26 protein-coding genes are annotated in these 22,139 nt (G+C 63.6%); 11 read left to right on the top strand and 15 right to left on the bottom strand.

What is annotated here, in order from left to right:
- Positions 1-70: 70 nt before the first annotated feature.
- From CSQ95_RS20165 to miaB, 11 genes are all read right to left on the bottom strand, one after another.
- Positions 71-721 carry a M48 family metallopeptidase gene (locus CSQ95_RS20165; protein WP_373632528.1) on the bottom strand — a complete coding sequence of 217 codons (651 nt, stop codon included), beginning with the start codon at positions 719-721 and terminating at the stop codon, positions 71-73.
- A gap of 225 nt (positions 722-946) precedes the next feature.
- Entirely contained in the window at positions 947-1,687 is a 741-nt protein-coding gene (locus CSQ95_RS20170) for a 1-acyl-sn-glycerol-3-phosphate acyltransferase (RefSeq protein ID WP_034746739.1), read from the bottom strand.
- A 16-nt stretch (positions 1,688-1,703) separates the two neighbouring features.
- Positions 1,704-2,291: a D-glycero-beta-D-manno-heptose 1,7-bisphosphate 7-phosphatase gene (gene gmhB, locus CSQ95_RS20175; protein ID WP_083287342.1), complete on the bottom strand. Its 588-nt coding sequence runs from the start codon at positions 2,289-2,291 to the stop codon at positions 1,704-1,706.
- Positions 2,291-4,393: a glycine--tRNA ligase subunit beta gene (gene glyS / locus CSQ95_RS20180; RefSeq protein ID WP_099410787.1), complete on the bottom strand. Its 2,103-nt coding sequence runs from the start codon at positions 4,391-4,393 to the stop codon at positions 2,291-2,293. The genes gmhB and glyS overlap by 1 nt, the downstream gene beginning before the upstream one ends.
- Positions 4,394-4,430: 37 nt before the next feature.
- Positions 4,431-5,345, bottom strand: coding sequence for a glycine--tRNA ligase subunit alpha (glyQ, locus tag CSQ95_RS20185; RefSeq protein WP_070290459.1), 915 nt, complete (start codon positions 5,343-5,345; stop codon positions 4,431-4,433).
- Positions 5,346-5,491: 146 nt separating this feature from the next.
- Positions 5,492-7,081 (bottom strand): apolipoprotein N-acyltransferase, encoded by a 1,590-nt coding sequence (gene lnt, locus CSQ95_RS20190; RefSeq protein ID WP_373632532.1) that lies wholly within the window; start codon positions 7,079-7,081, stop codon positions 5,492-5,494.
- Between the two features lie 16 nt (positions 7,082-7,097).
- Entirely contained in the window at positions 7,098-7,976 is an 879-nt protein-coding gene (locus CSQ95_RS20195; protein ID WP_034746750.1) for an HlyC/CorC family transporter, read from the bottom strand.
- A 117-nt stretch (positions 7,977-8,093) separates the two neighbouring features.
- Positions 8,094-8,519: a DUF4259 domain-containing protein gene (locus tag CSQ95_RS20200; protein WP_257218117.1), complete on the bottom strand. Its 426-nt coding sequence runs from the start codon at positions 8,517-8,519 to the stop codon at positions 8,094-8,096.
- Between the two features lie 171 nt (positions 8,520-8,690).
- Positions 8,691-9,161 carry an rRNA maturation RNase YbeY gene (gene ybeY, locus CSQ95_RS20205; protein ID WP_099410789.1) on the bottom strand — a complete coding sequence of 157 codons (471 nt, stop codon included), beginning with the start codon at positions 9,159-9,161 and terminating at the stop codon, positions 8,691-8,693.
- The gene (locus CSQ95_RS20210) at positions 9,145-10,209 is read right to left on the bottom strand and encodes a PhoH family protein (RefSeq protein ID WP_099410790.1); all 1,065 of its coding nucleotides are present in this window, start codon (positions 10,207-10,209) and stop codon (positions 9,145-9,147) included. Before CSQ95_RS20210 ends, ybeY begins: the two co-directional genes overlap by 17 nt.
- Positions 10,206-11,573: a tRNA (N6-isopentenyl adenosine(37)-C2)-methylthiotransferase MiaB gene (gene miaB, locus CSQ95_RS20215; RefSeq protein ID WP_099410791.1), complete on the bottom strand. Its 1,368-nt coding sequence runs from the start codon at positions 11,571-11,573 to the stop codon at positions 10,206-10,208. The genes CSQ95_RS20210 and miaB overlap by 4 nt, the downstream gene beginning before the upstream one ends.
- 650 nt (positions 11,574-12,223) lie before the next feature.
- Here miaB and CSQ95_RS20220 point away from each other — a divergent pair.
- On the top strand, positions 12,224-12,550 hold the full coding sequence (locus tag CSQ95_RS20220) for a hypothetical protein (protein ID WP_034746769.1): 327 nt from the start codon (positions 12,224-12,226) through the stop codon (positions 12,548-12,550).
- 166 nt (positions 12,551-12,716) lie between these two features.
- Here the strand turns inward: CSQ95_RS20220 and CSQ95_RS20225 are convergent, their stop codons facing one another.
- Together CSQ95_RS20225 and CSQ95_RS20230 are read right to left on the bottom strand one after the other, a co-directional pair.
- Positions 12,717-13,562, bottom strand: coding sequence for an HDOD domain-containing protein (locus tag CSQ95_RS20225; RefSeq protein WP_070221006.1), 846 nt, complete (start codon positions 13,560-13,562; stop codon positions 12,717-12,719).
- A complete protein-coding gene (locus tag CSQ95_RS20230) occupies positions 13,559-13,897 on the bottom strand; it encodes a hypothetical protein (RefSeq protein ID WP_070221004.1) in 339 nt (112 codons plus the stop codon). The genes CSQ95_RS20225 and CSQ95_RS20230 overlap by 4 nt, the downstream gene beginning before the upstream one ends.
- A gap of 207 nt (positions 13,898-14,104) precedes the next feature.
- Between CSQ95_RS20230 and CSQ95_RS20235 the strand changes: the two genes are divergently transcribed.
- Genes CSQ95_RS20235 through CSQ95_RS20250 form a run of 4 tightly spaced genes read left to right on the top strand, consistent with a single transcriptional unit; the run spans position 14,105 to position 16,848 of the window.
- Positions 14,105-15,670, top strand: a complete 1,566-nt coding sequence (locus CSQ95_RS20235; RefSeq protein WP_099410792.1) for a sensor histidine kinase — start codon at positions 14,105-14,107, stop codon at positions 15,668-15,670.
- Positions 15,671-15,683: 13 nt separating this feature from the next.
- Entirely contained in the window at positions 15,684-16,271 is a 588-nt protein-coding gene (locus CSQ95_RS20240) for a DUF1697 domain-containing protein (RefSeq protein ID WP_070221000.1), read from the top strand.
- The gene (locus CSQ95_RS20245; protein ID WP_099410793.1) at positions 16,271-16,672 is read left to right on the top strand and encodes a DUF3224 domain-containing protein; all 402 of its coding nucleotides are present in this window, start codon (positions 16,271-16,273) and stop codon (positions 16,670-16,672) included. The genes CSQ95_RS20240 and CSQ95_RS20245 overlap by 1 nt, the downstream gene beginning before the upstream one ends.
- Positions 16,669-16,848 carry a hypothetical protein gene (locus tag CSQ95_RS20250; RefSeq protein WP_099410794.1) on the top strand — a complete coding sequence of 60 codons (180 nt, stop codon included), beginning with the start codon at positions 16,669-16,671 and terminating at the stop codon, positions 16,846-16,848. Before CSQ95_RS20245 ends, CSQ95_RS20250 begins: the two co-directional genes overlap by 4 nt.
- Positions 16,849-16,919: 71 nt before the next feature.
- On the opposite strand, the gene CSQ95_RS20255 is transcribed toward CSQ95_RS20250, so the two are convergent.
- Entirely contained in the window at positions 16,920-17,324 is a 405-nt protein-coding gene (locus tag CSQ95_RS20255) for a PEP-CTERM sorting domain-containing protein (RefSeq protein WP_139143763.1), read from the bottom strand.
- Positions 17,325-17,657: 333 nt separating this feature from the next.
- Here CSQ95_RS20255 and CSQ95_RS20260 point away from each other — a divergent pair, with 333 nt between their 5' ends.
- From CSQ95_RS20260 to CSQ95_RS20275, 4 genes are read left to right on the top strand one after another with little or no spacing between them, the layout of a single operon-like run.
- Positions 17,658-18,011, top strand: coding sequence for a helix-turn-helix transcriptional regulator (locus CSQ95_RS20260; RefSeq protein WP_034746789.1), 354 nt, complete (start codon positions 17,658-17,660; stop codon positions 18,009-18,011).
- Between the two features lie 7 nt (positions 18,012-18,018).
- Positions 18,019-18,444, top strand: coding sequence for a YeeE/YedE family protein (locus CSQ95_RS20265; protein WP_070290436.1), 426 nt, complete (start codon positions 18,019-18,021; stop codon positions 18,442-18,444).
- Positions 18,441-18,872, top strand: a complete 432-nt coding sequence (locus CSQ95_RS20270) for a YeeE/YedE family protein (protein ID WP_099410795.1) — start codon at positions 18,441-18,443, stop codon at positions 18,870-18,872. The genes CSQ95_RS20265 and CSQ95_RS20270 overlap by 4 nt, the downstream gene beginning before the upstream one ends.
- 42 nt (positions 18,873-18,914) lie before the next feature.
- Complete coding sequence (locus tag CSQ95_RS20275) at positions 18,915-19,772, top strand: ChaN family lipoprotein (RefSeq protein WP_099410796.1); 858 nt, start codon at positions 18,915-18,917, stop codon at positions 19,770-19,772.
- Here CSQ95_RS20275 and CSQ95_RS20280 read toward each other — a convergent pair whose 3' ends face one another.
- Entirely contained in the window at positions 19,773-20,600 is an 828-nt protein-coding gene (locus CSQ95_RS20280) for an IclR family transcriptional regulator C-terminal domain-containing protein (protein ID WP_099410797.1), read from the bottom strand.
- Positions 20,601-20,765: 165 nt separating this feature from the next.
- Here CSQ95_RS20280 and CSQ95_RS20285 point away from each other — a divergent pair, with 165 nt between their 5' ends.
- Both CSQ95_RS20285 and CSQ95_RS20290 read left to right on the top strand, forming a co-directional pair.
- Positions 20,766-21,464: a 3-oxoacid CoA-transferase subunit A gene (locus CSQ95_RS20285; RefSeq protein WP_099410798.1), complete on the top strand. Its 699-nt coding sequence runs from the start codon at positions 20,766-20,768 to the stop codon at positions 21,462-21,464.
- Positions 21,465-21,475: 11 nt separating this feature from the next.
- On the top strand, positions 21,476-22,117 hold the full coding sequence (locus CSQ95_RS20290) for a 3-oxoacid CoA-transferase subunit B (RefSeq protein WP_099410799.1): 642 nt from the start codon (positions 21,476-21,478) through the stop codon (positions 22,115-22,117).
- Positions 22,118-22,139: the final 22 nt, after the last annotated feature.

Below are 22,139 nucleotides of genomic sequence, written 5' to 3' on the forward strand. Positions count from 1 at the left end.
GCTGCCATGATGAAGGTAGGTCGGATTAGCGCAGGGCGCGTAATCCGACAGTCGTGGCCAACAATATCGTTTACGCGAACAGCACCGGCAACTCCTGCGAGCGTTTTCTGAGCGCCTGCTTGGCCCCATCGTAATCGGGATAGATCGATTCCACGGTGGCCCAGAAGCGGGGGCTGTGGTTCATTTCCAGCAGGTGCGACAGTTCGTGCGCCACGACGTAATCGATCAGCGGCAGGGCGAAGTGGATCAGGCGCCAGTTCAGGCGGATCTTGCGCTCGATGGTGCAGCTGCCCCAGCGCGTGCCGGCCGACGACAGCGACAGCGAATCGTAGCGCACGCCCAGCTTGTCCGCATATAGGTCCAGCCGTACTTCGAACAGCTGGCGCGCCTCGTGCTGGAACCAGCCTTTCACTTTTTCCTTCAATTGCTGCTCGCTGCCCGTGGGCGTGACCCACACGTGCAGCTCATTGGTGTCGCGCTGAAAGCTGGCGCGGTGGCGCGGCGCCTGGTGCAATCGCAAGGTGATCTCGCCACCGAGGTAGGGCAGCACGGCGCCATCGACCCATGCCACGGGCGGGCGCTGCTGGCGCTGCACCTTGCGCTCTCCCCGTTCCAGCAGCTTCGAGACGATCCAGCCTTGCTTGGCGCGGATGGCGTTGTCGATTTCGGCCAAGGTGACGCGCTTGGGTGCCGTGACGCGCAAGCCGTTATCGTCGATCATGAAGCCGATGGAACGGCGCGTGGAGCGGCGCAGGGCGAACGATGGGCGGCGCTGGCGCCACTACCGGTGGGGCCACGGGCGGCGCTGGCGGTGCCGTGGGGCGCACCGCCGGGGGCGTGCTGGTCGAGACGTCATGCGCGAACAAATCCAGTTGCTGGTCGCCGACCTTGATGGTCTTCATCTGCTGGCGCAGTGTCGGCTCCTGGATGACCGCGCTGATGCCGTCTAGCCAGCGTTGTAGGCGTGAGGCGAAATGACGCGCATTTCTGATTCTATCCAATTTTCCACCTGTTGCATCATGCTGTCCGGGGTTTGCCCTTCCGGCGAAATCGGTTTGCCTATCGAGACGGTGATCAGCCCCGGGCGTTTGAGGAATGACTGCTTGGGCCAGCACTCGCCTGAATTGTGCGCAATCGGCACCACCACGGCGCCCGTGGCGATGGCCAGACGCGTGCCGCCGCTCTTGTACTTGCCCGCCTGGCCCACGGGAATGCGGGTACCTTCAGGGAACATGATAATCCATTGGCCATCGGCCAGCCGGCGCTTGCCATGTGCGACCACGCTCTTGAACGCATGCTTGCCCTGCTTGCGGTCGATGGGGATCATGCGCAGCAGCGCCATGGCCCAGCCGAAGAAGGGGATGTACAGGATCTCCTTCTTGAACACATACACGAGCGGACGGGGCAGGCTTGGCAGCAAGAAGATGGTTTCCCATGCCGACTGGTGCTTCGACAGCACGATGGCCGGCGCGTCCGGGAAGTTCTCGGCGCCCTTGACTTCATAGCGGATGCCGCAAATGACCTTGGCGCACCACAGGATAAACACATTCCAGCGCGAGGTGACCCAATAGCGCTTGTTGTAGCTCAATGGCGCGGCAAAAAAGCACACGCAGGCCCAGACGATGGTGGCCACGATCATGATGATCATGAACAGCAGTGATCGCAGGAACAGGGAAATATTACGCAATGCGGTTCTCCGAAGATTAGATACTGAATGCCACGGTGGGCGCCGGTGCGGCGGGCGCCTTGAGCAGGTGGTTCACGACGGCGGCCAGGTCGGGGAAGACCTGGGTGCCGGGCGGCAGGCCACCCGTCTCGTTGGTTTTTTCGCCCTTGCCCGTCAAGACCAGGTAGGGCACGCAGCCGCTGATGAAGCCGGCCTGCAGGTCGCGCAGCGAATCGCCGACGGTGGGCACGCCTCGCAGGCTGGTGTTGTAGCGCTGCGAGATTTCATGGAACATGCCCGGTTTCGGCTTGCGGCAGTCGCAATTGTCCGCGCCCGCATGCGGGCAAAAGAAGATGGCGTCGATATCGGCGCCCACCTGCTGCGCCAGGGTGTGCATCTTCTGGTGGATCGCGTTGAGCACCGTCATGTCGAAGTATTCGCGCGCGATGCCGGACTGGTTCGAGGCGACGACGACGCGATAGCCGGCCTGGTTCAGGCGGGCTATCGCTTCGAGCGAACCGGGGATGGGCAGCCATTCGGCCGGCGACTTGATGAAGTCCGGCGAGTCATGATTAATGACGCCGTCGCGGTCGAGAATAATCAGTTTCAGCGCCGGAGTGCCCATTATGCCGCCAGCTTGGAAATGTCGGCCACGCGGTTCATCATGCCGTGCAAGGACGACAGCAAGGCCAGGCGGTTGTTGCGCAGGGCGACATCCTCGGCCATCACCATCACGTCGTTGAAGAAGCCATCGACGTCATCGCGCAGCTGCGCCAGGGTTTGCAGGGTGCTGGTGAAGTCGCCCTTGGCAAAGGCCGCGTCGACTTCCGGCTGCACGCGCGAGACGGCGGCGGCCAGTTTTTTCTCCGCCTCGTCCTGCAGCAGCGCCACGTTGACGCCGCCGGCGGCGACCTGGCTCACGGCTTCCTCGTTCTTTTTCAGGATGTTCGTGATGCGCTTGTTGGCCGCTGCCAGCGAGGCGCTTTCCGGCAGCGCGGCAAACGCCTGCACGGCTTCCAGGCGCTGCACGATATCGTCCAGGCGGTCCGGGTTCTGCGCCACGACGGCTTCGATTTCATTCGGCGAGAAACCGCGCTCGCGCAGGATACCGCGCAGGCGGTCCAGCATGAAGGTGGTCACATCCGCTACCGGGTCTTTGAAGCCGGGAACCGATGCGAACTGCGCGGCGGCGTCAAACAGCAAGCCCTGGATCGACAGCGGCAAGCGTTTTTCCAGCAGCATGCGCAGCACGCCCAGGGCGTGGCGGCGCAGCGCGAACGGGTCCTTGTCGCCCGTGGGCGCCAGGCCGATGGCCCAGATGCCGACCAGGGTTTCGAGCTTGTCGGCCAGGGCCACGGCGGTGCCGGTGGCGGTCGATGGCAGGCTGTCGCCGGCAAAGCGCGGCTGGTAGTGTTCGGAGGCGGCCAGCGCCACTTCTTCCGGTTCGCCGTCATGGCGCGCGTAGTACGTGCCCATGATGCCTTGCAGTTCCGGGAATTCGCCCACCATGTCGGTCAGCAGATCGGCCTTGGCCAGCAGGGCGCCCCGTTCGGCCAGCGCCACGTCGTAGCCCAGCTTGGCGGCGATGGCGCCGGCCAGCGACTTGACGCGCTCTGTGCGGGCCGCTTGCGTGCCCAGCTTGTTGTGGTAGACGACGTTGGCCAGCAGCGGCAGGCGCGATGCCAGGGTCTTCTTCTTGTCCTGTTCGAAGAAGAACTTGGCGTCGGACAGGCGCGGGCGCACGACGCGCTCGTTGCCGCCGATGATGTGCTCGGGCGTGTCCGTCTCGATGTTCGAGACGATCAAAAAGCGCGAGCGCAGCTTGCCTTCGCTGTCGGTCAGCGCAAAATATTTCTGGTTCGTCTGCATGGTGAGGATCAGGCATTCCTGCGGCACGGCCAGGAATTCTTCCTCGAAGTGGCACTCATACACGACCGGCCATTCGACCAGGGCCGTGACTTCATCGAGCAGCGCTTCGGGCATCAGCACCTGGTCGGCGCCGGCCTTGTCCAGCAGCTGGGCGCGGATGCGCTCCTTGCGTTCCTCGTTGCTGGCGATGACGCTGGCGTTGAGAATCAGCGACGGCGCATAGTTTTCCGCGTGCGCGATGGTGATCGGTTCGCCGTCGGTGAGGAAGCGGTGGCCCAGGGTGGTGCGGCCGGCGCTCAAACCCAGCAGGGTCAATGGCAGGATATTGATGCCATGCAGAGCGATCAGGCTGTGGGCCGGGCGCACGAACTGCACGGTGGTGCCGTCCGGACGCTGATAGCTCATCAGTTTTGGAATCGGCAGCTTGGCGGCCGATTCCGTCAATGCGGCCTGCGCGCCGGTGGCGAGCTGGCTGCCCGGCGCCGTGTAGGTGTAGAAGAAGCTTTCCGCCTTGCCGTCGGCGGCGCGTTCCAGCTCGGCCACCGTCAGATCGGGGAAGCCCAGCGCGGCCAGTTTCTTGGCCAGCGGCGGCGTGCCATTGCCGTTCGCGTCCAGCGCCACGGAGACGGGCAGGACTTTTTCGCGGATCGATTTATCGGGCGAGACTTCGCGCACGTTGGTGATGGAGACGGCCAGACGGCGCGGCGAGGCGTAGCTGGTGGCGACGCTGTCGGCTTCCAGGAAGTCGCGCGTTTTCAGGCCGTTGACGATGCCGGCAGTGAAGGCGGCGCCCAGTTTGGCCAGCGCTTTCGGCGGCAGTTCTTCGGTCAGCAGTTCGATGAGCAGTGTTTGGTTCATGGTGTTCTTGTCAGGTACGGCGGTGTAGAGGCTCGAATTAGGCGGCGGCTTGGTCTGCGGCGGGCAGCATCGGGAAACCGAGGCGCTCGCGCGAGTCGTAGTACGCTTGGGCCACCAGGCGCGACAGTGTGCGCACGCGGCCGATGTAGGCGGCGCGTTCCGTCACCGAGATGGCGCCGCGCGCGTCGAGCATATTGAAGCTGTGCGAGGCCTTCATGATCTTCTCGTAGGCGGGCAGGGTCAGTTGCAGTTCGATCAGGCGCTTCGCTTCCGCTTCGTAGTTGCCGAACTGTTCGAACAGCAGGTCCGTATTCGCGTGCTCGAAGTTGTAGGTCGATTGCTCCACCTCGTTCTGGTGGAAGACGTCGCCGTAGGTCAGTTTTTTCGTAATACCGTTTTCTTCCCACTCGGTCCACACCAGGTCGTACACGTTTTCCACGCCCTGCAGATACATGGCAAGGCGTTCGATGCCGTAGGTGATCTCGCCCAGCACTGGCTTGCAATCGAGGCCGCCCACTTGCTGGAAGTAGGTAAATTGGGTCACTTCCATGCCGTTCAGCCAGACTTCCCAGCCCAGGCCCCAGGCGCCCAGGGTCGGGCTTTCCCAGTCGTCTTCGACGAAGCGCACGTCATTCTGCTTCAAGTCCAGGCCCAGCGCGGCCAGCGAACCCAGATACAGGTCGAGGATGTTTTCCGGCGCCGGCTTCAACACGACCTGGTACTGGTAGTAGTGCTGCATGCGGTTCGGGTTTTCGCCATAGCGGCCATCTTTCGGGCGGCGCGACGGCTGCACATACGCGGCGCGCCACGGTTCCGGGCCGATCGCGCGCAGGAAGGTGCCGGTGTGGAAGGTGCCGGCGCCGACTTCCATGTCGTAAGGCTGGAGCAGGGCGCAACCTTGCTTGTCCCAATAGGTTTGCAAGGTCAGGATAATTTGTTGAAATGTGAGCATCGTATGAGTTCGCCGCGCGGGAGGCTGCGCTTTGTTAAGGTTTGCTTGAAGCCCGCACGCTGCTAACAAGCGCGTCCGGGCCGGGGTTTTGCTAATTTTAGCGGTTTTTACGGGCCCACTGTGACTCTTCGGGCAATATCGGCCGCTTATTGCTGCGCGACGCGGGCACGGCGCGCGGCGCGCGACAGCAGGAAGGCCGTCAGCAGGGCCAGCGCGGCCAGGGCCAGCACCAGTTTGTTTCCATACAGAATGTATGGCGTCATGCCGCCCATGCCCTGCACCTTGGCCGCCAGCGTGGCTTGCTGTTCCGGCGGCAGCAGGCTTTGCACGACGCCCTTGCCGTCGATGACGGCGGTGGCGCCCGTGTTCGTCGAGCGCAGCATGGGGCGGCCCGTTTCCAGGCTGCGCATCTGCGAAATCTGCAGATGCTGGGGGATGGCGATCGAGTCGCCAAACCAGGCCAGGTTAGAGATATTGAGCAGCACGGACGCCGATTGCTTGCCGTGGCGGTGGGCGCTGGCCAGCTGGCCGGCGATTTCCTCGCCAAACAAGTCTTCGTAGCAGATATTCGGCAGCACCAGCTGGTCGCGCACCTGCAGCGGCGCCTGCACCCCGGCGCCGCGGCCCATGTCGCCCAGCGGGATGGCCATCATGGCGACGAACCAGTGCAGGCCGGGCGGCACGAATTCGCCGAACGGCACCAGATGGTGCTTGCGGTACTGGTAGTAGGGACCGCCCGTGCCGTTGGGGGAAATCCCCAGGGCCGCATTGTAGAAGCGCTGCTGCTCGTCGAGCACGGGCATGCCGACCAAAATCGTGCTGCCCGTCTGCTGCGCATACGTCGCCAGGCTATCGAGATAGCCGGGCGGCAGCTGGTGCGGCAGCACGGTGACGGCCGTTTCCGGCGTGGCGATCAGGTCGGCTGGCGCGCTGGTGATGGCGCTCTGGTACATCTGCAGGGCGCCCAGCACGAAGCCGGGGTCGAATTTCTGCTGCTGCGGCACATTGCCCTGCAACAGGCGCACGGTGATGGGGCGCCCGACCGGGTGGGTCCAGTTCACGTATTGCAAGCCAACGCCGACCGCGTACAGAGCGATGACGCCGCCCAGCGCGCTCCAGCGCGTGCGGTGCAGGGGGTGGACTAGCAGCAGCAGGGCGCCGGCGGACAGCGCCGCCAGCCAGCCCAGGCCGTACGATCCGACGATGGGGGCAAAGCCGCCCAGCGGGCTGGCATTGTGGGCGTAGCCGGTGGCCAGCCACGGAAAACCCGTAAACAGCCAGCCGCGCGTCCATTCGAATAAGGTCCACGTGGCGGGCAGCACCAGCAAGGTCATGGCGGGCAGGGACAGCACCCAGCGCTGGCGCAGCCAGGCGGCCGCGCCCATGGCCAAGGCCACGTAGATGGCCATCAAGAGTGCCAGCAAGGCCACGGCGATGGCGGCGATCGGCGCGGCCATGTCGCCATAGCGGTGCATCGAGATATACAGCCAGTGCGTGCCGGCCGCGCACCAGCCGAAGCCGTAGGCCCAGCCGATCAGCGCGCCGGCCTTGACGTTCGCCGCGCGCAGCACCTGGTAGAACAGCACGCCCAGGCTGAGGATTTGCAGCGGCCAGTAGCCGAAAGGGGCGAACGCCAGCACGGCGACGGCGCCGGCGACGGCGGCAGTCAGCATGCGCGCCCAGGTGCTGCGGGGCGGTTTGGCGGGGGCGTTGGGGGCGGCGCGTCTGAAACGCATTTACAGCACGCGCATGTCAGAGTTCCAGTTCCGGCACATTGGGCAGGCGCTCGACGAGCAGCACGTGCACCTGGCGCGCATCGGCGCGCAGCACCTCGAAGCGCAAATTGCCCAGGTCGAAGATGTCGCCCTTGTGCGCCATGCGGCCCAGGTACTTCGACACGAGGCCGCCGATGGTGTCGACGTCGTCGTCCACCAGGTGGCTGCCCACTTCTTCGTTGAACTGTTCGATCTCGGTCAGCGCCTTGACGCGCCAGCGGGGGCCGAACTGGCCTTCCTTGAGCGAGAGGATATTGTCTTCGGCTTCGTCGAAGTCGTATTCGTCCTCGATATCGCCGACGATCTGTTCCAGCACGTCTTCGATGGTGATCAGGCCGGCGACGCCGCTGTATTCATCGACGACGATGGCCATGTGATTGTGGTTGGCGCGGAAATCGCGCAGCAGCACATTCAGGCGTTTCGATTCGGGGATGAAGATGGCGGGGCGCAGCATGTCGCGCACGTCGAAAGTTTCTTCTGCGTAATAGCGCAGCAAGTCTTTCGCCAGCAGGATGCCGATGACCTTGTCGCGCTCGCCTTCGATCGCGGGGAAGCGCGAGTGGGCGGTGGACAGGACTTCCGGCATCCATTCCTCGATCGGCTTGCTGATGTCGATGACATCCATTTGCGAACGGGGAATCATGATGTCGCGCGCACAGAGATCCGACACCTGGAACACGCCTTCGATCATCGACAGGGCGTCGGCGTCGATCAGCTTGCGTTCATGCGCATCGTGTAGAACTTCGAGCAATTCTGCACGGTTCTCTGGCTCGGGGGAAATGAGTGCGGTCAGGCGTTCAAACAGTGACCGGTGGGGCTTGACGTCAGTTCTGACGCCACTAGGGTGCTCGGGCATAGGAGGCGTGAGCCGTTGTTGCGAAGGGATATAGGATACACCAAAAGTGGGGGAATACCGGATTTCCCCGCTTTTGATGCAAATTTAATACGTTGAAGTGCGCCGTTGCGCGATCTTTTACGCCGCTTCCGGGCCCAGCACGCGCATGCGCAAGTGCGCCACGTCGGCCTGCCAGTCGGCGAAATGCTCGCTGTCCTGCCACAGCTGGCGCAGTTCCGAGGTCTCGGCGGCGATCTTGTCGAAGGCCAGGCGCGCCTTTTCCAGCAGCGGCGGCGTGACTTTCTTCCTGCAGGCGGCCACCCATTCGTCAACCTCGGCCGTGGCCGGGTCGTCCTCGCCCGGCTTGCCGAGCAGGCGCGCGATGACTTCCAGCGCGGCCAGCGCCTCGGCGGCGAACGGCGCTTCCAGTTCCGCTTCCTGGCTGTCGATGACGTTGTCGAGCGTTGTCTCGACCAGTTCCAGGGTTTTATATTCGTGCAAATCCTGCGCCCAATCCATGGCGTAGTCGTTGCCGAAGGCGTCAGTGGCCCAAGTGCCCATCATGTGTCCTTGTGTGTGCGTTGGCGCTATTTGTACGCAGGTCAGACGTAGGTCAGATTAGCGCAGCGTAATCTGACACTGTGGTGCTCCGGTTACGTTGACGGATGTTGTCGGCTTACGCCCTGCGGGCTAACCCGACCTACCTGACCTACCGACCGCCCCAATCTGCGCGGTCTATTTTGGGTCCGCGTACGGATCGGCAATGCCGAGTTTGGCCAGGATCTCCGTCTCCAGCCCTTCCATCTCGGCCGCTTCCTCGTCATCCATGTGGTCGTAGCCCTGCGCATGCAGCACGCCGTGCACGATCAGATGGGCCGTGTGTTCTTCCACGCTCTTCTTTTGCTCGGCCGCTTCCTTTTCCAGCACGTCCGTGCACAGGATGATGTCGGCGCGCGTCGGCTCGTCGTCATTCAACTCTTCGCCTTCGTTGTAGGCGAATGTCAGCACGTTGGTGGCGTAGTCCTTTTCGCGGTAGTCGCGGTTCAGGCTGCGGCCTTCCTCGGCGTCGACGAAGCGGATGGTGAATTCGGCCGGGGCGAACAGGGCCGCCTTGACCCAGCGGCGCACTTTCGGGCGCGTGATCAGGGTTTCCAGACGGGCATCCGGGTATTGCACGGACAAGGACAGTTTATTTTTTTCGGACATTTTTGGCGGCAGCTGGTTTCAATAAGGAGGGCAGGTGGGCGGCGTCGGCATTGGCGGCCTGCGCCGTTTCATAGGCATCGACGATGCGCGCGACGAGCGGATGGCGCACCACGTCGGTGCTGTTAAATTGCGTGAAGCCGATGCCGCGCACATCCTTGAGCACGTGCACGGCGTCGATCAGGCCGCTCGCCTGGCTCTTGTGCAGGTCGACTTGCGTCACGTCGCCCGTCACCACGGCCTTGCTGCCAAAGCCGATGCGCGTCAAAAACATCTTCATCTGTTCGACGGTGGTGTTTTGCGCCTCGTCGAGGATGACAAACGCGTGGTTCAGGGTGCGCCCGCGCATGTAGGCCAGCGGGGCGATCTCGATCACCTGTTTTTCAAACAGCTTCTGCGTGCGGTCAAAGCCCAGCAAATCGTACAGCGCGTCGTACAGGGGGCGCAGGTAGGGATCGACCTTTTGCGCCAGGTCGCCCGGCAAAAAGCCCAGGCGTTCGCCCGCTTCGACGGCGGGGCGCGTCAGGATGATGCGCTTGACGGCGTCGCGCTCGAGCGCGTCGACGGCGCAGGCGACGGCCAGATAGGTCTTGCCCGTGCCGGCCGGACCCACGCCGAAACTGATGTCGTGTTCGAGGATGTCGCGCAGGTAGGCGATCTGGTGCGGCGTGCGTCCGCGCAGGTCGGAGCGCCGCGTTTTCAGCACGGGGCTGGCGATGTCCGGCTCGACGAAGGTGCTGATGGGCGCGTTGGCGTGGTGTTCCGAGGCGGCGGACAGGCCCGCGCGCTGTTCCACCAGGGCCAGCTGGACTTCTTCCAGCGGCACGACCTTGTTGGCGATGGCGTAGAACTGTTCGAGGATTTCCACGGCGCGCTCGGCGTTGCTGCCGCCGACGATGAATTTCTCGCCGCGGCGGAAAATCGTCACGTCGAGGGCGGCGGAAATCTGGCGCAGGTTTTCATCGAGCGGTCCGCACAGATGCGCCAGGCGCGTGTTGTCGAGCGGCTCGGGGATAAAGTAATGCGGCTGTATCGGGGCTTTGGTTTTCAACTGGCTCTTTTCAATGCGGGGGCGCTGGCGACGAGTTCGCCGCGCAGGGTGTAGGAATGGCTTTCGGTGATGCGCACGTCGACCAGCTGGCCGATCAATTGCAAACCGTCCGGGCCGGCGTCGAAATTGACCACGCGGTTGTTTTCCGTGCGGCCCTGCAGTTCGCTATCGTCTGTATCCTTTTTGGAGCGGCCTTCGACGAGGATGGTTTGCACCGTGCCCACCATGGCCAGGCTGTATTTGCGCGTATTGGCGTCGATGGCCGCCTGCAGCTGCTGCAGCCGGGCCAGTTTCACGTCGTGCGGCGTGTCGTCTTCCAGGCTGGCGGCCGGCGTGCCGGGGCGCTTGCTGAAGATGAAGCTGTAGCTGTTGTCGAAGCCCACGTCCGCGATCAGCTTCATCATGGCGTCGAAATCGGCCTGGGTCTCGCCAGGAAAGCCCACGATGAAGTCGGACGAAATGGCCATGTTCGGGCGCACGGCGCGGATGCGGCGGATGATGGACTTGTATTCGAGGCCCGTGTAGCCGCGCTTCATGGCGCCGAGGATCTTGTCGGAACCGTGCTGCGCCGGCAGGTACAGATGGTCGACCAGCTGCGGGATCTTCGCGTAGGCGTCGATCAGGCGCTGCGTGAATTCCTTCGGGTGGCTGGTGACGAAGCGCATGCGTTCGATGCCGGGAATGTCGGCCACGTATTCGAGCAGCAGGGCGAAGTCGGCGATCTCGCCGCCTTCCATCGCACCCCGGTAGGCATTCACATTTTGCCCCAGCAGGGTGATTTCCTTGACGCCCTGGGCGGCCAGGCCCGCCACCTCCGTCAGCACGTCCTCGAAGCGGCGCGACACTTCCTCGCCGCGCGTGTAGGGCACGACGCAGTAGCTGCAATATTTGCTGCAGCCTTCCATGATGGAGACGAACGCCGAAGCGCCTTCCACCTTGGCCGGCGGCATGTGGTCGAACTTTTCGATTTCCGGGAAGCTGATGTCCACTTGCGCATCGCCGCTGGCGCGGCGCAGTTCGATCATCTGCGGCAGGCGGTGCAGGGTTTGCGGGCCGAACACCATGTCGACATACGGCGCGCGCTTGACGATGGCGTCGCCTTCCTGCGAGGCCACGCAGCCGCCCACGCCGATCAGGAGGTGCGGCTTGGCCAGTTTCAGCTCGCGCAGACGGCCCAGGTCGGAAAACACTTTTTCCTGCGCCTTTTCGCGCACGGAGCAGGTGTTGAGCAGGATGACGTCGGCGTCTTCCGGCGTGTCGGTGCGCACCAGGCCATCGGAGGCACCCAGCACGTCGGCCATCTTGTCCGAGTCATACTCGTTCATCTGGCAGCCGAAGGTTTTAATGAATACTTTTTTCTGCATGGAGTCGGGCGCTTATCGGTAAATGTGGCGGCAAACAAGATGGGTGGGCAGGATGCTGCGGCGCAGGTGGCCGCTCAGGGTTGGGCGCGGTGGGTGACCGGCCGGGCGCCTCTGGCTGCCCGGTGGCAGGCTCGCTGCAAGTTCAGGCCATAGTTTAGCGTAAATCGCCGGCACGGGCCATGTCGTGCTGATCTTGCCGGCAAGGTTGCGGTGTGAACAAGGCGCCCGGAACGGCGATGCTGAAAAGCATTTATTGCTGTACAGCACCATTGATTTGTAACAAGTTGCTGCAAAGCCTTGTGTGCGCCCGCTGGCATCCTAATGTGTTGAAATAGCATCGTTGCCAAGCCAACCAGCAGCTTGATTGATATTTAACAATCAGGAAGTTTGCGCGAGGCGCAGATGCTGCGTGTTTGGACTAGTATATTGTCTTATATGCAATTCATTTTGGTGGGTTGCAGTGCTTTTACTCACGCGGCAAGTTGCGTACGTTGGCCGGGCGTGGCTGTGCGAGTCCTGTGCGGGCAGTGCGATAAGGAAAAAGGCGGGGGACGGCTGAATCAGTTGAAAAGACGTTTATTTAAACACTCTAAGCCAGCCTTAAGTTCGTATCGGCATTATTTTCTACATTCACCAGACGAGGAAAAATCATGGCACATCATGCATTAGCATCGCAAGAGAGTTACAACCCGAACCACCTGCTGGATATTCTGCTGAGCAAGATGCAGCTGAAGAACGATGCAGCCCTGTCGCGCCTGCTTGAAGTGGCGCCACCGGTCATCAGCAAGATCCGCCACCACCGCTTGCCGGTCGGCGCCTCGCTGCTGATCCGCATGCACGAAGTGACGGGCATGAGCATCCGCGACCTGCGCGACTTGATGGGCGACCGCCGCACCAAGTATCGTCTGTCCGACGCCCAGGGCCGTCCAAAAGCGGAAGACCGCGGCGATGCGCAAGAATCGAATTACGCGCACTGATGTGGCGGTTGCGCGCTGACTGTGCCGCTTGCGTAGCTGCTGGCGGCAACAGGCTGGCGTGGACCGGGCAGCATGGACCGGGTAACATGGAGGTATTGCAGTACCGATAACGGCTTTCGCTTCGCAGCGAGAGCCGTTTGCGTTTGCGGCCTTGTGAGGATCTTGATTAGCTCAGCAGTGCCGAGGTGATTTCGTCGTAGCGCAGTTCCGTTTCGCGGAACAGTTGCAGATACGCGTCTTCGCCCAGGCCCAGCGCATCCCAGGCCACCGGCGAGACGCGCGGCACCATGTCGTCGCCTGCCTGCGCCAGGTCGAGCGCGCAGACAATCGCATGGGCCACGTGGATCAGCGACGCGAGAAAGCCTGCCCCCGGCGCTTCCGGCTGCAGGTAGTTGCCCAGCGCCAGGCGCATGGTGTCGGAAAAATTCCAGTGTTCGGCCAGGGCCACGGCCGCCTGCACGTGGTCCACGCCCAGCACGGCCTGCTCCGCTTCGAGCAGGCTGCAATCGTGCGCGGCCTGGTGTGCGATGACTTGCGCGTAGTGCGCGGGAAAGCTGCTGACCAGCACCAGCCGTCCGATGTTGTGCAGCAAGCCGGCCGTGAATGCGTAATCCTGGTTGAAACGGATCTGCCGCGCCAGCACCTTGGCGCAGGCGGCCGTCGCTACCGAATGGCGCCAGAAGGCCTTGTCGTCGAAACCGGGGCAGCGGCCTTCCGGGAAGCAGCCCGTGATGGCGGCCGAGGTGATCAGGCTGCGCGTGGTCTGGAAGCCCAGGTAAGTGATCGCCTGCTGGATGGTGGTGGCCTTCACTTGCAGGCCATAGTGCGATGAGTTGGCCAGGCGCAGGGTTTTTGCCGTCAGCGCCTGGTCATACGACACTTTTTTGGCCAGCACGGAAATATCGACGTCCTCCTGGTCTATGCTGTTGAGCAGTTCCATGACGACGGCGGGCAGCGAAGGCAGGTCATCGAGGTGGGCGACGATATCGTCGAGCGTCAGCTGGGTGCTCATGCGGCCTCTCCCGTGCCCAGGCGGTAAGCCGTGACATAGTTGCGCAGCAAGGTGGTGGCCGCATCGAGGGGATCGTCCGGGTCATGCTTGCGGAACAGGTAGGCCAGCCGTTCGCTGTCGGCCGCCTGCTGCGCGGCGATTTCTTCCGGCGACGGGGGCGGCGCCTGGATCGGCAGCATGTCGATGTTGTGGCGGGGCATCAGAGCCAGCATGTTTTCCGTCAATACCGCGCCTTGCGGCAACAGCACTTGTCCATGCGCATCGAGCAAGACATCCGACAAGATCATGCCGGGACGAACTTGTTCCAGGGGTAGATGTTGATGCGTGACCGCCATGACGACTCCTTAGATGATTGCGGGATATTACCATTGCCATGACGCAATGTCTCGACCTGCATCAAAGTCTCTATCGAAACTGGGAATGCTGTAAATCTTGCCAATAAGCATGTCATACCGTACATTTGAATCAGGCCCTTGCATTGCTGACGTATCTGCGCCCGCGCCGCGGGCTGGCGGCTGGCCTGGCCCGGGGAGTGTTGATTGATGGTGAGTATCCAAGTCCGGCTGACCCTGCTTTTTGTCGTGATCGTCACCTTGGTGCTGGGCATTTCCGGCAGCTATACCCAATATACCTTGAGCAAGGAACTCGAATCAGGCAGCGCGCGCCTGCGCAGCGGCGTGCTCACGCGCTTGCAGACCAGCTTGCCGTCCGCCCTGTGGGACCTCGACAAATCCAAGGTCGACAGCATCGTGGCGGCCGAAATGCTGCCGCCGGAACTGGTCGGCATCCGCGTCTATGACGCCTCGGTCGGTTTGTTTGCCGGCGAGGTGCGCGACGCGGCCGGCACGCTGGTGCCGCTTGAGGCGGACGTGGCCATGGGCGGCACGCCCGTCGAGGCGCCGCTGGTGTTCCGCGACGCTGTGGCGGCGGCCTCGGGCGGCAAGCCGGTGATTGTCGGCAAGGTCATCGTCAATTTCAGCCGCGCGCAGATCGATGCGGCCTTGCGCAGCGAAGTGCGGCGCAAGGTACTGGAAGTGTTGCTGCTTGACATCATCCTCGTGGGCGCCCTGGCGCTGAGTCTGCGCATCGTCTTCGGGCCCCTGAAACAGTTGCGCGACGGCTTGTTCGACCTGGCCACGCGCGGCAGCGACGAGGTCGAAGAGCTGCCGGAAAACCGGCGCGACGAACTGGGCGATGTGATCCGCGGCTTCAATGCCGTGCAGCGCAAGCTCAAGTCCATCATCGAGGGCAGCCGGGAGGCGGAAGACATGGCGCGCCGTTCGCAGCAGGCAACGGCGCAGGCCATGGACGAGCTGCGCCGCGCGCAGGAATCGTTGCTGCAGTCGGAACGCCTGGCCTCGCTGGGCAGCCTGGTGGCCGGCGTGGCGCATGAAATCAACACCCCGGTCGGCATCGCCCTGACCAGCGCCTCGGTGCTGAAGGAAGCCACCGATGACATCAGCGCGGCGGTGGCTGGCGGAAGCGTGAAGAAGACCGATATCGTGCGCTACCTGGAAACGGCCGGCGAAAGCGCGCGGCTGATCATGAACAATGCCTACCGGGCCGCACACCTGATCCACAGCTTCAAGCAGATCGCCGTCGACCAGGTCAGCGAGGCGCGCCGTTTGTTCGAATTGCGCGACTATATCGGCGAGGTGATCTCGAGCCTGCAGCCGACCCTGAAAAAGACGCGCATCAGCATCGATATCGATTGCCCGCCTGACATCATGCTCGACAGCTATCCGGGTGCGCTGGCGCAGGTGCTGACCAACCTGGTCTTGAACTGTGTCGAGCACGCCTTCGATGCGGACACGGCGGGCAATATCCATATCGGCGTGCGCCGCGACGGCGACGCGATCGCCATGCAGGTGCGCGACAACGGCCGCGGCATCGCGCCCGACATGCTCGACCGCGTGTTCGATCCGTTTGTCACCACGCGGCGCGGGCAGGGCGGCACGGGGCTGGGCTTGAATATCGTGTTCAACTTGATTGCCAAGCAGTTTGGCGGCACCATCACGGTCAGCAGCACCTTGGGACAGGGCGCGACGTTCCTGCTGCGCCTGCCCACGGTGACGCCGTTGCCGGAAAGCACCAGCAGCCAGGCATAGTCAAGGAGATGACATGGCACAGATAGAAAACAGTCAGCAAGTGGCGCTTTTGCGCGGGATCAATGTGGGGCGCGCCAAGCGCGTGGCCATGGCCGACCTGCGCAAGCTGCTGGGCGACCTCGGTTTTGCGCAGGTGCGTACGGTACTCAACAGCGGCAACGTCGTGTATGACGGGGGGGCGGTGGCGCCGGCCGAGGCCGCTGCCCGCATCGAGGAAGCGCTGGTGCTGAAACTGGGCGTGGCGGCCAGGGTGACGGTGCTGTCGGCCAGCCAGTTTGCCGAACTGGTCGAACAAAACACCCTGGCGCCGGCGACCGATGCGGCACGCCTGCTGACCTTGGTGCTGAACAATCCGGCCGACGTGCAGCGCCTGACGCCGCTCCTGCAGCAGTCGTGGCAGCCCGAAGCGCTGGCGCTGGGCCGCTGGGCCGCGTATGCCTGGTGTCCCGATGGCGTGCTGGCCAGCAAGGTGGTGGCGGCGCTGGGCGTGCTGCTGGGCGACGGTGTCACCTCGCGCAACTGGGCCACCATGCAGAAATTGCATGCGCTGCTGAACGGAGCGGATGCGGCAGCCATATCCTCATTTACCAAGGAGCACTGATGCCTTCCATTTCAGGGACATTCGACGTCATCATCCGTCCGGAAGCCTTGTCTGACACGGCCACGCAGTCGGGGCTGGGACGCTTGTCGCTAGCCAAGCGCTACCACGGCGCCCTCGACGCCAGCGCGCAGGGCGAGATGCTCAGCGCGCGTGCCAGCGTGACCGGTTCGGCAGGCTATGTGGCGCTGGAACGGGTGGAAGGCACTTTGGACGGGCGCCACGGCAGTTTTTATTTGCAGCACAGCGGCAGCATGACGCGCGGCGCGCCCGCCTTGTCCGTGACGGTGGTGCCCGATACGGGCACGGGCCAGTTGCAAGGACTCACCGGCAGCCTGGCCATCCGCATCGAGGAGGGCAAGCATTATTATGATTTTACGTATGACATTGTTGAGACGCCATGAACTGGGATATCGTCAAGGGCGTCTTGATCGTGCTCGTCGCCGTCAGCGCGGTGGTGACGGCCTTCGTGCTCATGTCCGCCTCGGGCCCGGACAAGGCGGGCTGCATCGCGCGCGCCCTGAAGTCGGGCATTCCGGTGGGGAATATCGAACGGGTCTGCCGCCTGCTCGATAAATGAGGATGCCATCAAAAAACATTCCGCACCAGGCGGAATGTTTTGCAGCAGCGCACTTGCCAGCGCAGGCGCCGTCAGTTGTCGAATTTTTCCTGTTTTTCGCCGTGCAGGCTCAAGGCCACCAGGCCCAATCCCACCAGCAGCATCGAGTACATGCTCGCTTCCGGCACGGCGGCCGGTACGCTGGTTTGCTGTGCGGTCGCGGCCGTCGTGGGCCTGGGCGGCGCCAGGGCCGCATGGCGCGCGCCACTGCTGCTCCAGTGCGGTGTCGCCGTCGCGGTGCTGCTGGCCAGCAGGCGTGCATACGGCAAGTCCGGCGTTTCCCAGCCAGGATTGTTATTCAAGCTGATGCTTTCATCGATCGTCACGCGTTCGCCGGCTTCCTGCTTGCCGGCCGTCGTGTCGCTGACTGCCGCCATGCTCCCCGTGCTGGCCGACAGCGCCAGCAAGGCCACGCATAACGGCTGATAGATTCTCATCGTGCTCTCCCTGTTGTTCACCGCGCGGCGCAGCCGAAACCGGCTAGCGCATGGACGGACAATTCGCCTGTACGGGGGCGTATCATGATTTTTCTGCTGTTCTCCCATTACAGCATAGATCGTGACATTTTTGATACGCTTATTTCCTCTTTATTACGAATATTTGTCATTTTGATAGCGTAAGCATGATCGCTGCCGCACACTTTGCATAAGCACGCTATCGCCGAAAAACACTGTTGTTTTTTTGTGCGAATCGCCAGCAGGAAAACAATATATTGATTAGTATATTGTTTATCGCACGCTATTCAATATGACCGCCTGTGGGAGGGCACGATGGAGACAGTCGCAACACAACACGCCGAATACAACCTCGACGCCATGCGGGGTTCGGCCTACAAGGCCAGCTCGCTGCTCAAGGCCATGGGCAATGCCGACCGGTTGATGCTGCTGTGCCAGCTATCGCAGGGCGAGCATTGCGTCAGCGACCTCGAGCAAAAAGTGGGCATCGGCCAGCCGACCCTGTCGCAGCAGCTGGGCGTGCTGCGCGAAGAGATGCTGGTGGCCACGCGGCGCGACGGCAAGCAGATCTATTACCGCGTCGCCAGCGCGCCCGTGCTGGCCGTGCTGCAAGTGCTGTACGCGCAATTTTGCGCGCCGCGCGCCCCGTTCAACGACGAAGCCGACTGATCCTGCCATGACTATCGACTGGCCGCACTTCACGCCATGGGCCGCGCTGGCCGGCGGCATGCTGATCGGTCTGGCGGCGGCACTATTGATCTTGTTCAATGGCCGCATCGCCGGCATCAGCGGCATCGTCGGCGGCTTGCTGCGCCCGCGCAGTGGCGACCTGGGCTGGCGCATCGCCTTTCTCGCCGGCCTGATCGGCACGCCCCTGCTGTGGCAGTTGTGGCGAGCCTTGCCGCCCGTGCAGATCGACGGCGGTACGCCGGCCCTGATCGCGGCGGGCTTGCTGGTGGGCGTGGGCGTGCGCTACGGCGCCGGCTGCACCAGCGGCCACGGCGTGTGCGGCCTGTCGCGTCTGTCACCGCGTTCATTGGCGGCCACGTGTGCCTTCATGGCGGCCGGTTTCCTCACCGTGTATCTGTTGCGTCACCTATGAGCAAGCTCATCCTTTCCCTGTTGAGCGGCCTCGTCTTTGGACTGGGCCTGATCGTCTCCGGCATGGCCAACCCGGCCAAGGTGCTCGGTTTCCTCGACCTGGCCGGCGCCTGGGACCCATCGCTGGCGCTGGTGATGGGCGGCGCCATCGGCGTGGCCCTGCCCGCCTTCTGGCTGGCGCGGCGGCGCAGCACGGCGCTGCTGGGCGAGCCCATGCAATTGCCCGCGGCGCGCCGCATCGACCGGCGTTTGCTGCTGGGCAGCCTGGCCTTTGGCGCGGGCTGGGGCATCGCCGGTTTCTGTCCCGGTCCCGCCCTCGTGTCGCTGCTGGCGGGCCAGCCGAAGGCGTGGTTGTTTGTCGGCGCCATGCTGGCCGGCATGCTTCTCTTTGAAGTGCTGGAGCGCCGCAAGGCACCCGCGCCGGCCTGAGACGGTACAATCTGGCGCATCGCCACTCTGGATACTGCTTACATGAAGACCGTGATTTTCCGCGCCGGCGCGCGCGCCGCCCTGCTGTGCAGCGTGCTGGCGCTGGCCGCCTGCGGCGGCTTGCTGAAGAAGGAAGCGCCGCCCCCTCCCGCGCCCGTGGCCGACACCTTGCCCAATCCGCAAGTGCTGCTGCTCGGCGAAGTGCATGACAATGCGCAAGGCCATCGCCTGAGGGTCGCGGAATTGCAGCGCCGGCTGGCGGCCGGCTGGCGTCCCGTGATCGTCATGGAGCAGTTTGATCGCGAAAACCAGGCCTTGCTGACGCGCGCCGCGCGCGATTGCGCCGACCCCGATTGCATCATCCGCGTGATGGAACAGCCGCGCTGGGACTGGAGCTTGTACCGGCCCGTGCTGGACCTGGTCATCAGCTACCAGCTGACCCTGGTCGCCGGCAACCTGTCGCCGGCCGATGCCTCGCGCATCGTGCGCGACGGTATCCAGTGGTCCATGCCACCCGCCATGGTGGCCACCTACCTGGCCGCGCCCGTGCCGGCCGATATTCTGGAAGGGCAAAAGAAGGAAGCCCAGGCGGCCCGCTGCAATATGCTGCCCGACATGATGATCAACGGTGTCGTCAACGCCCAGGTGGCGCGCGATATCTGGATGGCCAAGCTGATCCGCGACCAGGCGCCGCGCGACGTGGTGCTGATCGCCGGCAATGCGCATGTGCGCAAGGATCTTGGCGTGCCCCGCTGGCTGAAGCTGGCCGACCCGCAACTGAACCTGCGCAGCATCGGCTACCTGGAACAGGGCGTCGCCGGCTACCAGGGCACGTTCGACTTGACGCAAACGATGCCGGCGCAGCCGCGCCCGGACTTGTGCGCCAAATTCAGGAAATAATCACTGCTGCACCCGCACCAGGGCGCTGACCCGGCTGGCCGTGTCGAGCAGTTTCGGCAGGCTGTGTTCCAGCAGATGCGCCACGGACGGCCCCGCCGTCTGGCCGCTGACGTTGATCGCCGCCACCACCTTGCCGGCCCGGTCGAACACGGGCGCGGCCAGGGCGATCAAGCCCTGTTCCAGCTCTTCCTGCACCAGGCACCAGCCCTGGCGCCGCACTTGCGCAATCTCTTCCATCAAGACCTCGATATCGACCTTGGTCGCCGGCGTGATCTTCAGCAGCGCCATTTTCGACAGCCGTTCGCGCAGCGCGTCGGGCGCCAGGCCCGACAGCAGCACCCTGCCCATCGAGGTGCAGTAGGCGGGCAGGCGGCTGCCGATGCCCAGGTTGATCGACATGGTGCGGTGCGCGGACAGGCGCACGACATACACGATGTCGTCGCCGTCGAGCACGGTGGCCGAGCACGACTGGCGCAAGGTCTGCATCAATTCTTCCAGCAGCGGCTGCGCCTGCGTCCACACGGGCAAGGATGACAGGTAGGCGTAACCGAGGTCGAGCACCTTGGGCGTCAAACGGAACAGCCGTCCATCCGCTTCCACGTAACCGAGGTGCAGCAAGGTGTGCAGGATGCGCCGCGCGCCCGCGCGCGTCAGCTGCGCCCGTTCCGCCACTTCGCTCAAGGTCTGCTGCGGCGCGTCCGCGCCAAAGCTGCGCAAGACGGCCAGGCCCCGCGCGAACGATTGCACATAGCTGTCGCCGGGACGCGGCGCGCCGTCGGCATCGGCGGTGTCGTCGGTGGAAAGAGAGGTACGGCTGCGTGCGGTCATGGCATTTCCAATGGGGCAAGGTGGCAATTATAGCCATGGCGCTGGCGAAAACGGCAAATTGACAAGCGCCCCGATCAGGCATATTCTCACGAATAAGTTCTAAATACGAATATTTGTTCGTTATGCGAACAAATGACTAATGAGTTTGATTGGGAGGAGACAGCAATGATCGACAAACTGCGTTCCAGCGTGCTTGATGCGCTGGCCGATATCCACGATGGCGCCACCGTCATGATTGGCGGCTTCGGCGGCGCGGGCCAGCCGGCCGAGCTGATCGACGGCCTGATCGCCCAAGGCGCGCGCGACCTCGTCATCGTCAACAACAATGCGGGCAATGGCGACACGGGTCTGGCCGCCCTGCTGAAAAACGGGCAGGTGCGCAAGATCATCTGCTCGTTCCCGCGTCAGGCCGATTCCCACGTCTTCGATGGGCTGTACCGCGCGGGCAAGCTGGAGCTGGAGCTGGTGCCGCAGGGCAACCTGGCCGAGCGCATTCGCGCCGCCGGCGCCGGCGTCGGCGGCTTTTTCACGCCCACGGGCTACGGCACGGACTTGGCCAAGGGCAAGGAAACGCGCGAGATCGACGGGCGCATGTATGTGTTCGAGTCGCCCATCCACGCCGACTTCGCGCTGATCAAGGCGGAGCAGGGCGACCGCTGGGGCAACCTCACCTACCGCAAGACGGCACGCAACTTCGGTCCCATCATGGCCATGGCCGCCAAGGTCAGCATTGCCTCCGTGCACGAGGTGCTTGACTTGGGCAGCATCGACCCCGAACACGTCATCACGCCGGGCCTGTTCGTGCAGCGCATCGTGCAAGTGCCGCGCACGGCCACCGGCCCCGCCGGCTTCAAAGCAGCCTGAGGAAAATCAACATGAACAAATGGAATCGAGACCAGATGGCGGCCCGCGTGGCGGCCGACATCCATGAAGGTGCCGTCGTGAACCTGGGCATCGGCTTGCCGACCCTGGTGGCGAATCACTTGCCGGCCGGCGCGGAGATCATCCTGCACAGCGAAAACGGCGTGATCGGCATGGGCCCCGCGCCCGCGCCGGGCGAGGAGGATTACGACCTGATCAACGCGGGCAAGCAGCCCGTCACCTTGCTGGCCGGCGGCAGCTATTTCCACCACGCCGACAGCTTCGCCATGATGCGCGGCGGCCACCTGGACATCTGCGTGCTGGGCGCTTTCCAGGTGTCCGCCACGGGCGACCTTGCCAACTGGCACACGGGCGCGCCCGACGCCATCCCCGCCGTGGGCGGGGCCATGGACCTGGCCATCGGCGCGAAAAAAACCTGGGTCATGATGGAATTGCTGACCAAGGGCGGTGAAAGCAAGCTGGTGCAGGCCTGCAGCTATCCGCTGACGGGCATCGGGTGCGTGAGCCGCATCTACAGCGACCTGGCCGTGTTCGACCTGGGACCCGCCGGCGCCACCGTCGTCGAACTGGCCGATGGCCTGCGTTTTGAGCAGCTGCAAGCGTTGACGCCGGTTTCACTGCTGGACGGACGTTAGCAAGCCAGCAATGTCGGCTTAC

Source organism: Janthinobacterium sp. BJB304 (assembly GCF_002735765.1).
Lineage (GTDB): Bacteria > Pseudomonadota > Gammaproteobacteria > Burkholderiales > Burkholderiaceae_D > Janthinobacterium.

What these genes read in the sequence shown, in the direction of transcription:
- CSQ95_RS20270 (WP_099410795.1), top strand. Translation starts at nt 18,441, where the DNA reads ATGAGCAAGCTCATCCTTTCCCTGTTGAGCGGCCTCGTCTTTGGACTG.
- CSQ95_RS20290 (WP_099410799.1), top strand. Translation starts at nt 21,476, where the DNA reads ATGAACAAATGGAATCGAGACCAGATGGCGGCCCGCGTGGCGGCCGAC.
- CSQ95_RS20265 (WP_070290436.1), top strand. Translation starts at nt 18,019, where the DNA reads ATGACTATCGACTGGCCGCACTTCACGCCATGGGCCGCGCTGGCCGGC.
- lnt (WP_373632532.1), bottom strand. Translation starts at nt 7,081, where the DNA reads ATGCGTTTCAGACGCGCCGCCCCCAACGCCCCCGCCAAACCGCCCCGC.
- CSQ95_RS20165 (WP_373632528.1), bottom strand. Translation starts at nt 721, where the DNA reads ATGATCGACGATAACGGCTTGCGCGTCACGGCACCCAAGCGCGTCACC.
- miaB (WP_099410791.1), bottom strand. Translation starts at nt 11,573, where the DNA reads ATGCAGAAAAAAGTATTCATTAAAACCTTCGGCTGCCAGATGAACGAG.
- glyS (WP_099410787.1), bottom strand. Translation starts at nt 4,393, where the DNA reads ATGAACCAAACACTGCTCATCGAACTGCTGACCGAAGAACTGCCGCCG.
- CSQ95_RS20275 (WP_099410796.1), top strand. Translation starts at nt 18,915, where the DNA reads ATGAAGACCGTGATTTTCCGCGCCGGCGCGCGCGCCGCCCTGCTGTGC.
- glyQ (WP_070290459.1), bottom strand. Translation starts at nt 5,345, where the DNA reads ATGCTCACATTTCAACAAATTATCCTGACCTTGCAAACCTATTGGGAC.
- CSQ95_RS20260 (WP_034746789.1), top strand. Translation starts at nt 17,658, where the DNA reads ATGGAGACAGTCGCAACACAACACGCCGAATACAACCTCGACGCCATG.
- CSQ95_RS20225 (WP_070221006.1), bottom strand. Translation starts at nt 13,562, where the DNA reads ATGAGCACCCAGCTGACGCTCGACGATATCGTCGCCCACCTCGATGAC.
- CSQ95_RS20220 (WP_034746769.1), top strand. Translation starts at nt 12,224, where the DNA reads ATGGCACATCATGCATTAGCATCGCAAGAGAGTTACAACCCGAACCAC.
- CSQ95_RS20255 (WP_139143763.1), bottom strand. Translation starts at nt 17,324, where the DNA reads ATGAGAATCTATCAGCCGTTATGCGTGGCCTTGCTGGCGCTGTCGGCC.
- CSQ95_RS20230 (WP_070221004.1), bottom strand. Translation starts at nt 13,897, where the DNA reads ATGGCGGTCACGCATCAACATCTACCCCTGGAACAAGTTCGTCCCGGC.
- CSQ95_RS20235 (WP_099410792.1), top strand. Translation starts at nt 14,105, where the DNA reads ATGGTGAGTATCCAAGTCCGGCTGACCCTGCTTTTTGTCGTGATCGTC.
- CSQ95_RS20245 (WP_099410793.1), top strand. Translation starts at nt 16,271, where the DNA reads ATGCCTTCCATTTCAGGGACATTCGACGTCATCATCCGTCCGGAAGCC.
- CSQ95_RS20200 (WP_257218117.1), bottom strand. Translation starts at nt 8,519, where the DNA reads ATGATGGGCACTTGGGCCACTGACGCCTTCGGCAACGACTACGCCATG.
- CSQ95_RS20285 (WP_099410798.1), top strand. Translation starts at nt 20,766, where the DNA reads ATGATCGACAAACTGCGTTCCAGCGTGCTTGATGCGCTGGCCGATATC.
- gmhB (WP_083287342.1), bottom strand. Translation starts at nt 2,291, where the DNA reads ATGGGCACTCCGGCGCTGAAACTGATTATTCTCGACCGCGACGGCGTC.
- CSQ95_RS20240 (WP_070221000.1), top strand. Translation starts at nt 15,684, where the DNA reads ATGGCACAGATAGAAAACAGTCAGCAAGTGGCGCTTTTGCGCGGGATC.
- CSQ95_RS20280 (WP_099410797.1), bottom strand. Translation starts at nt 20,600, where the DNA reads ATGACCGCACGCAGCCGTACCTCTCTTTCCACCGACGACACCGCCGAT.
- CSQ95_RS20195 (WP_034746750.1), bottom strand. Translation starts at nt 7,976, where the DNA reads ATGCCCGAGCACCCTAGTGGCGTCAGAACTGACGTCAAGCCCCACCGG.
- CSQ95_RS20250 (WP_099410794.1), top strand. Translation starts at nt 16,669, where the DNA reads ATGAACTGGGATATCGTCAAGGGCGTCTTGATCGTGCTCGTCGCCGTC.
- ybeY (WP_099410789.1), bottom strand. Translation starts at nt 9,161, where the DNA reads ATGTCCGAAAAAAATAAACTGTCCTTGTCCGTGCAATACCCGGATGCC.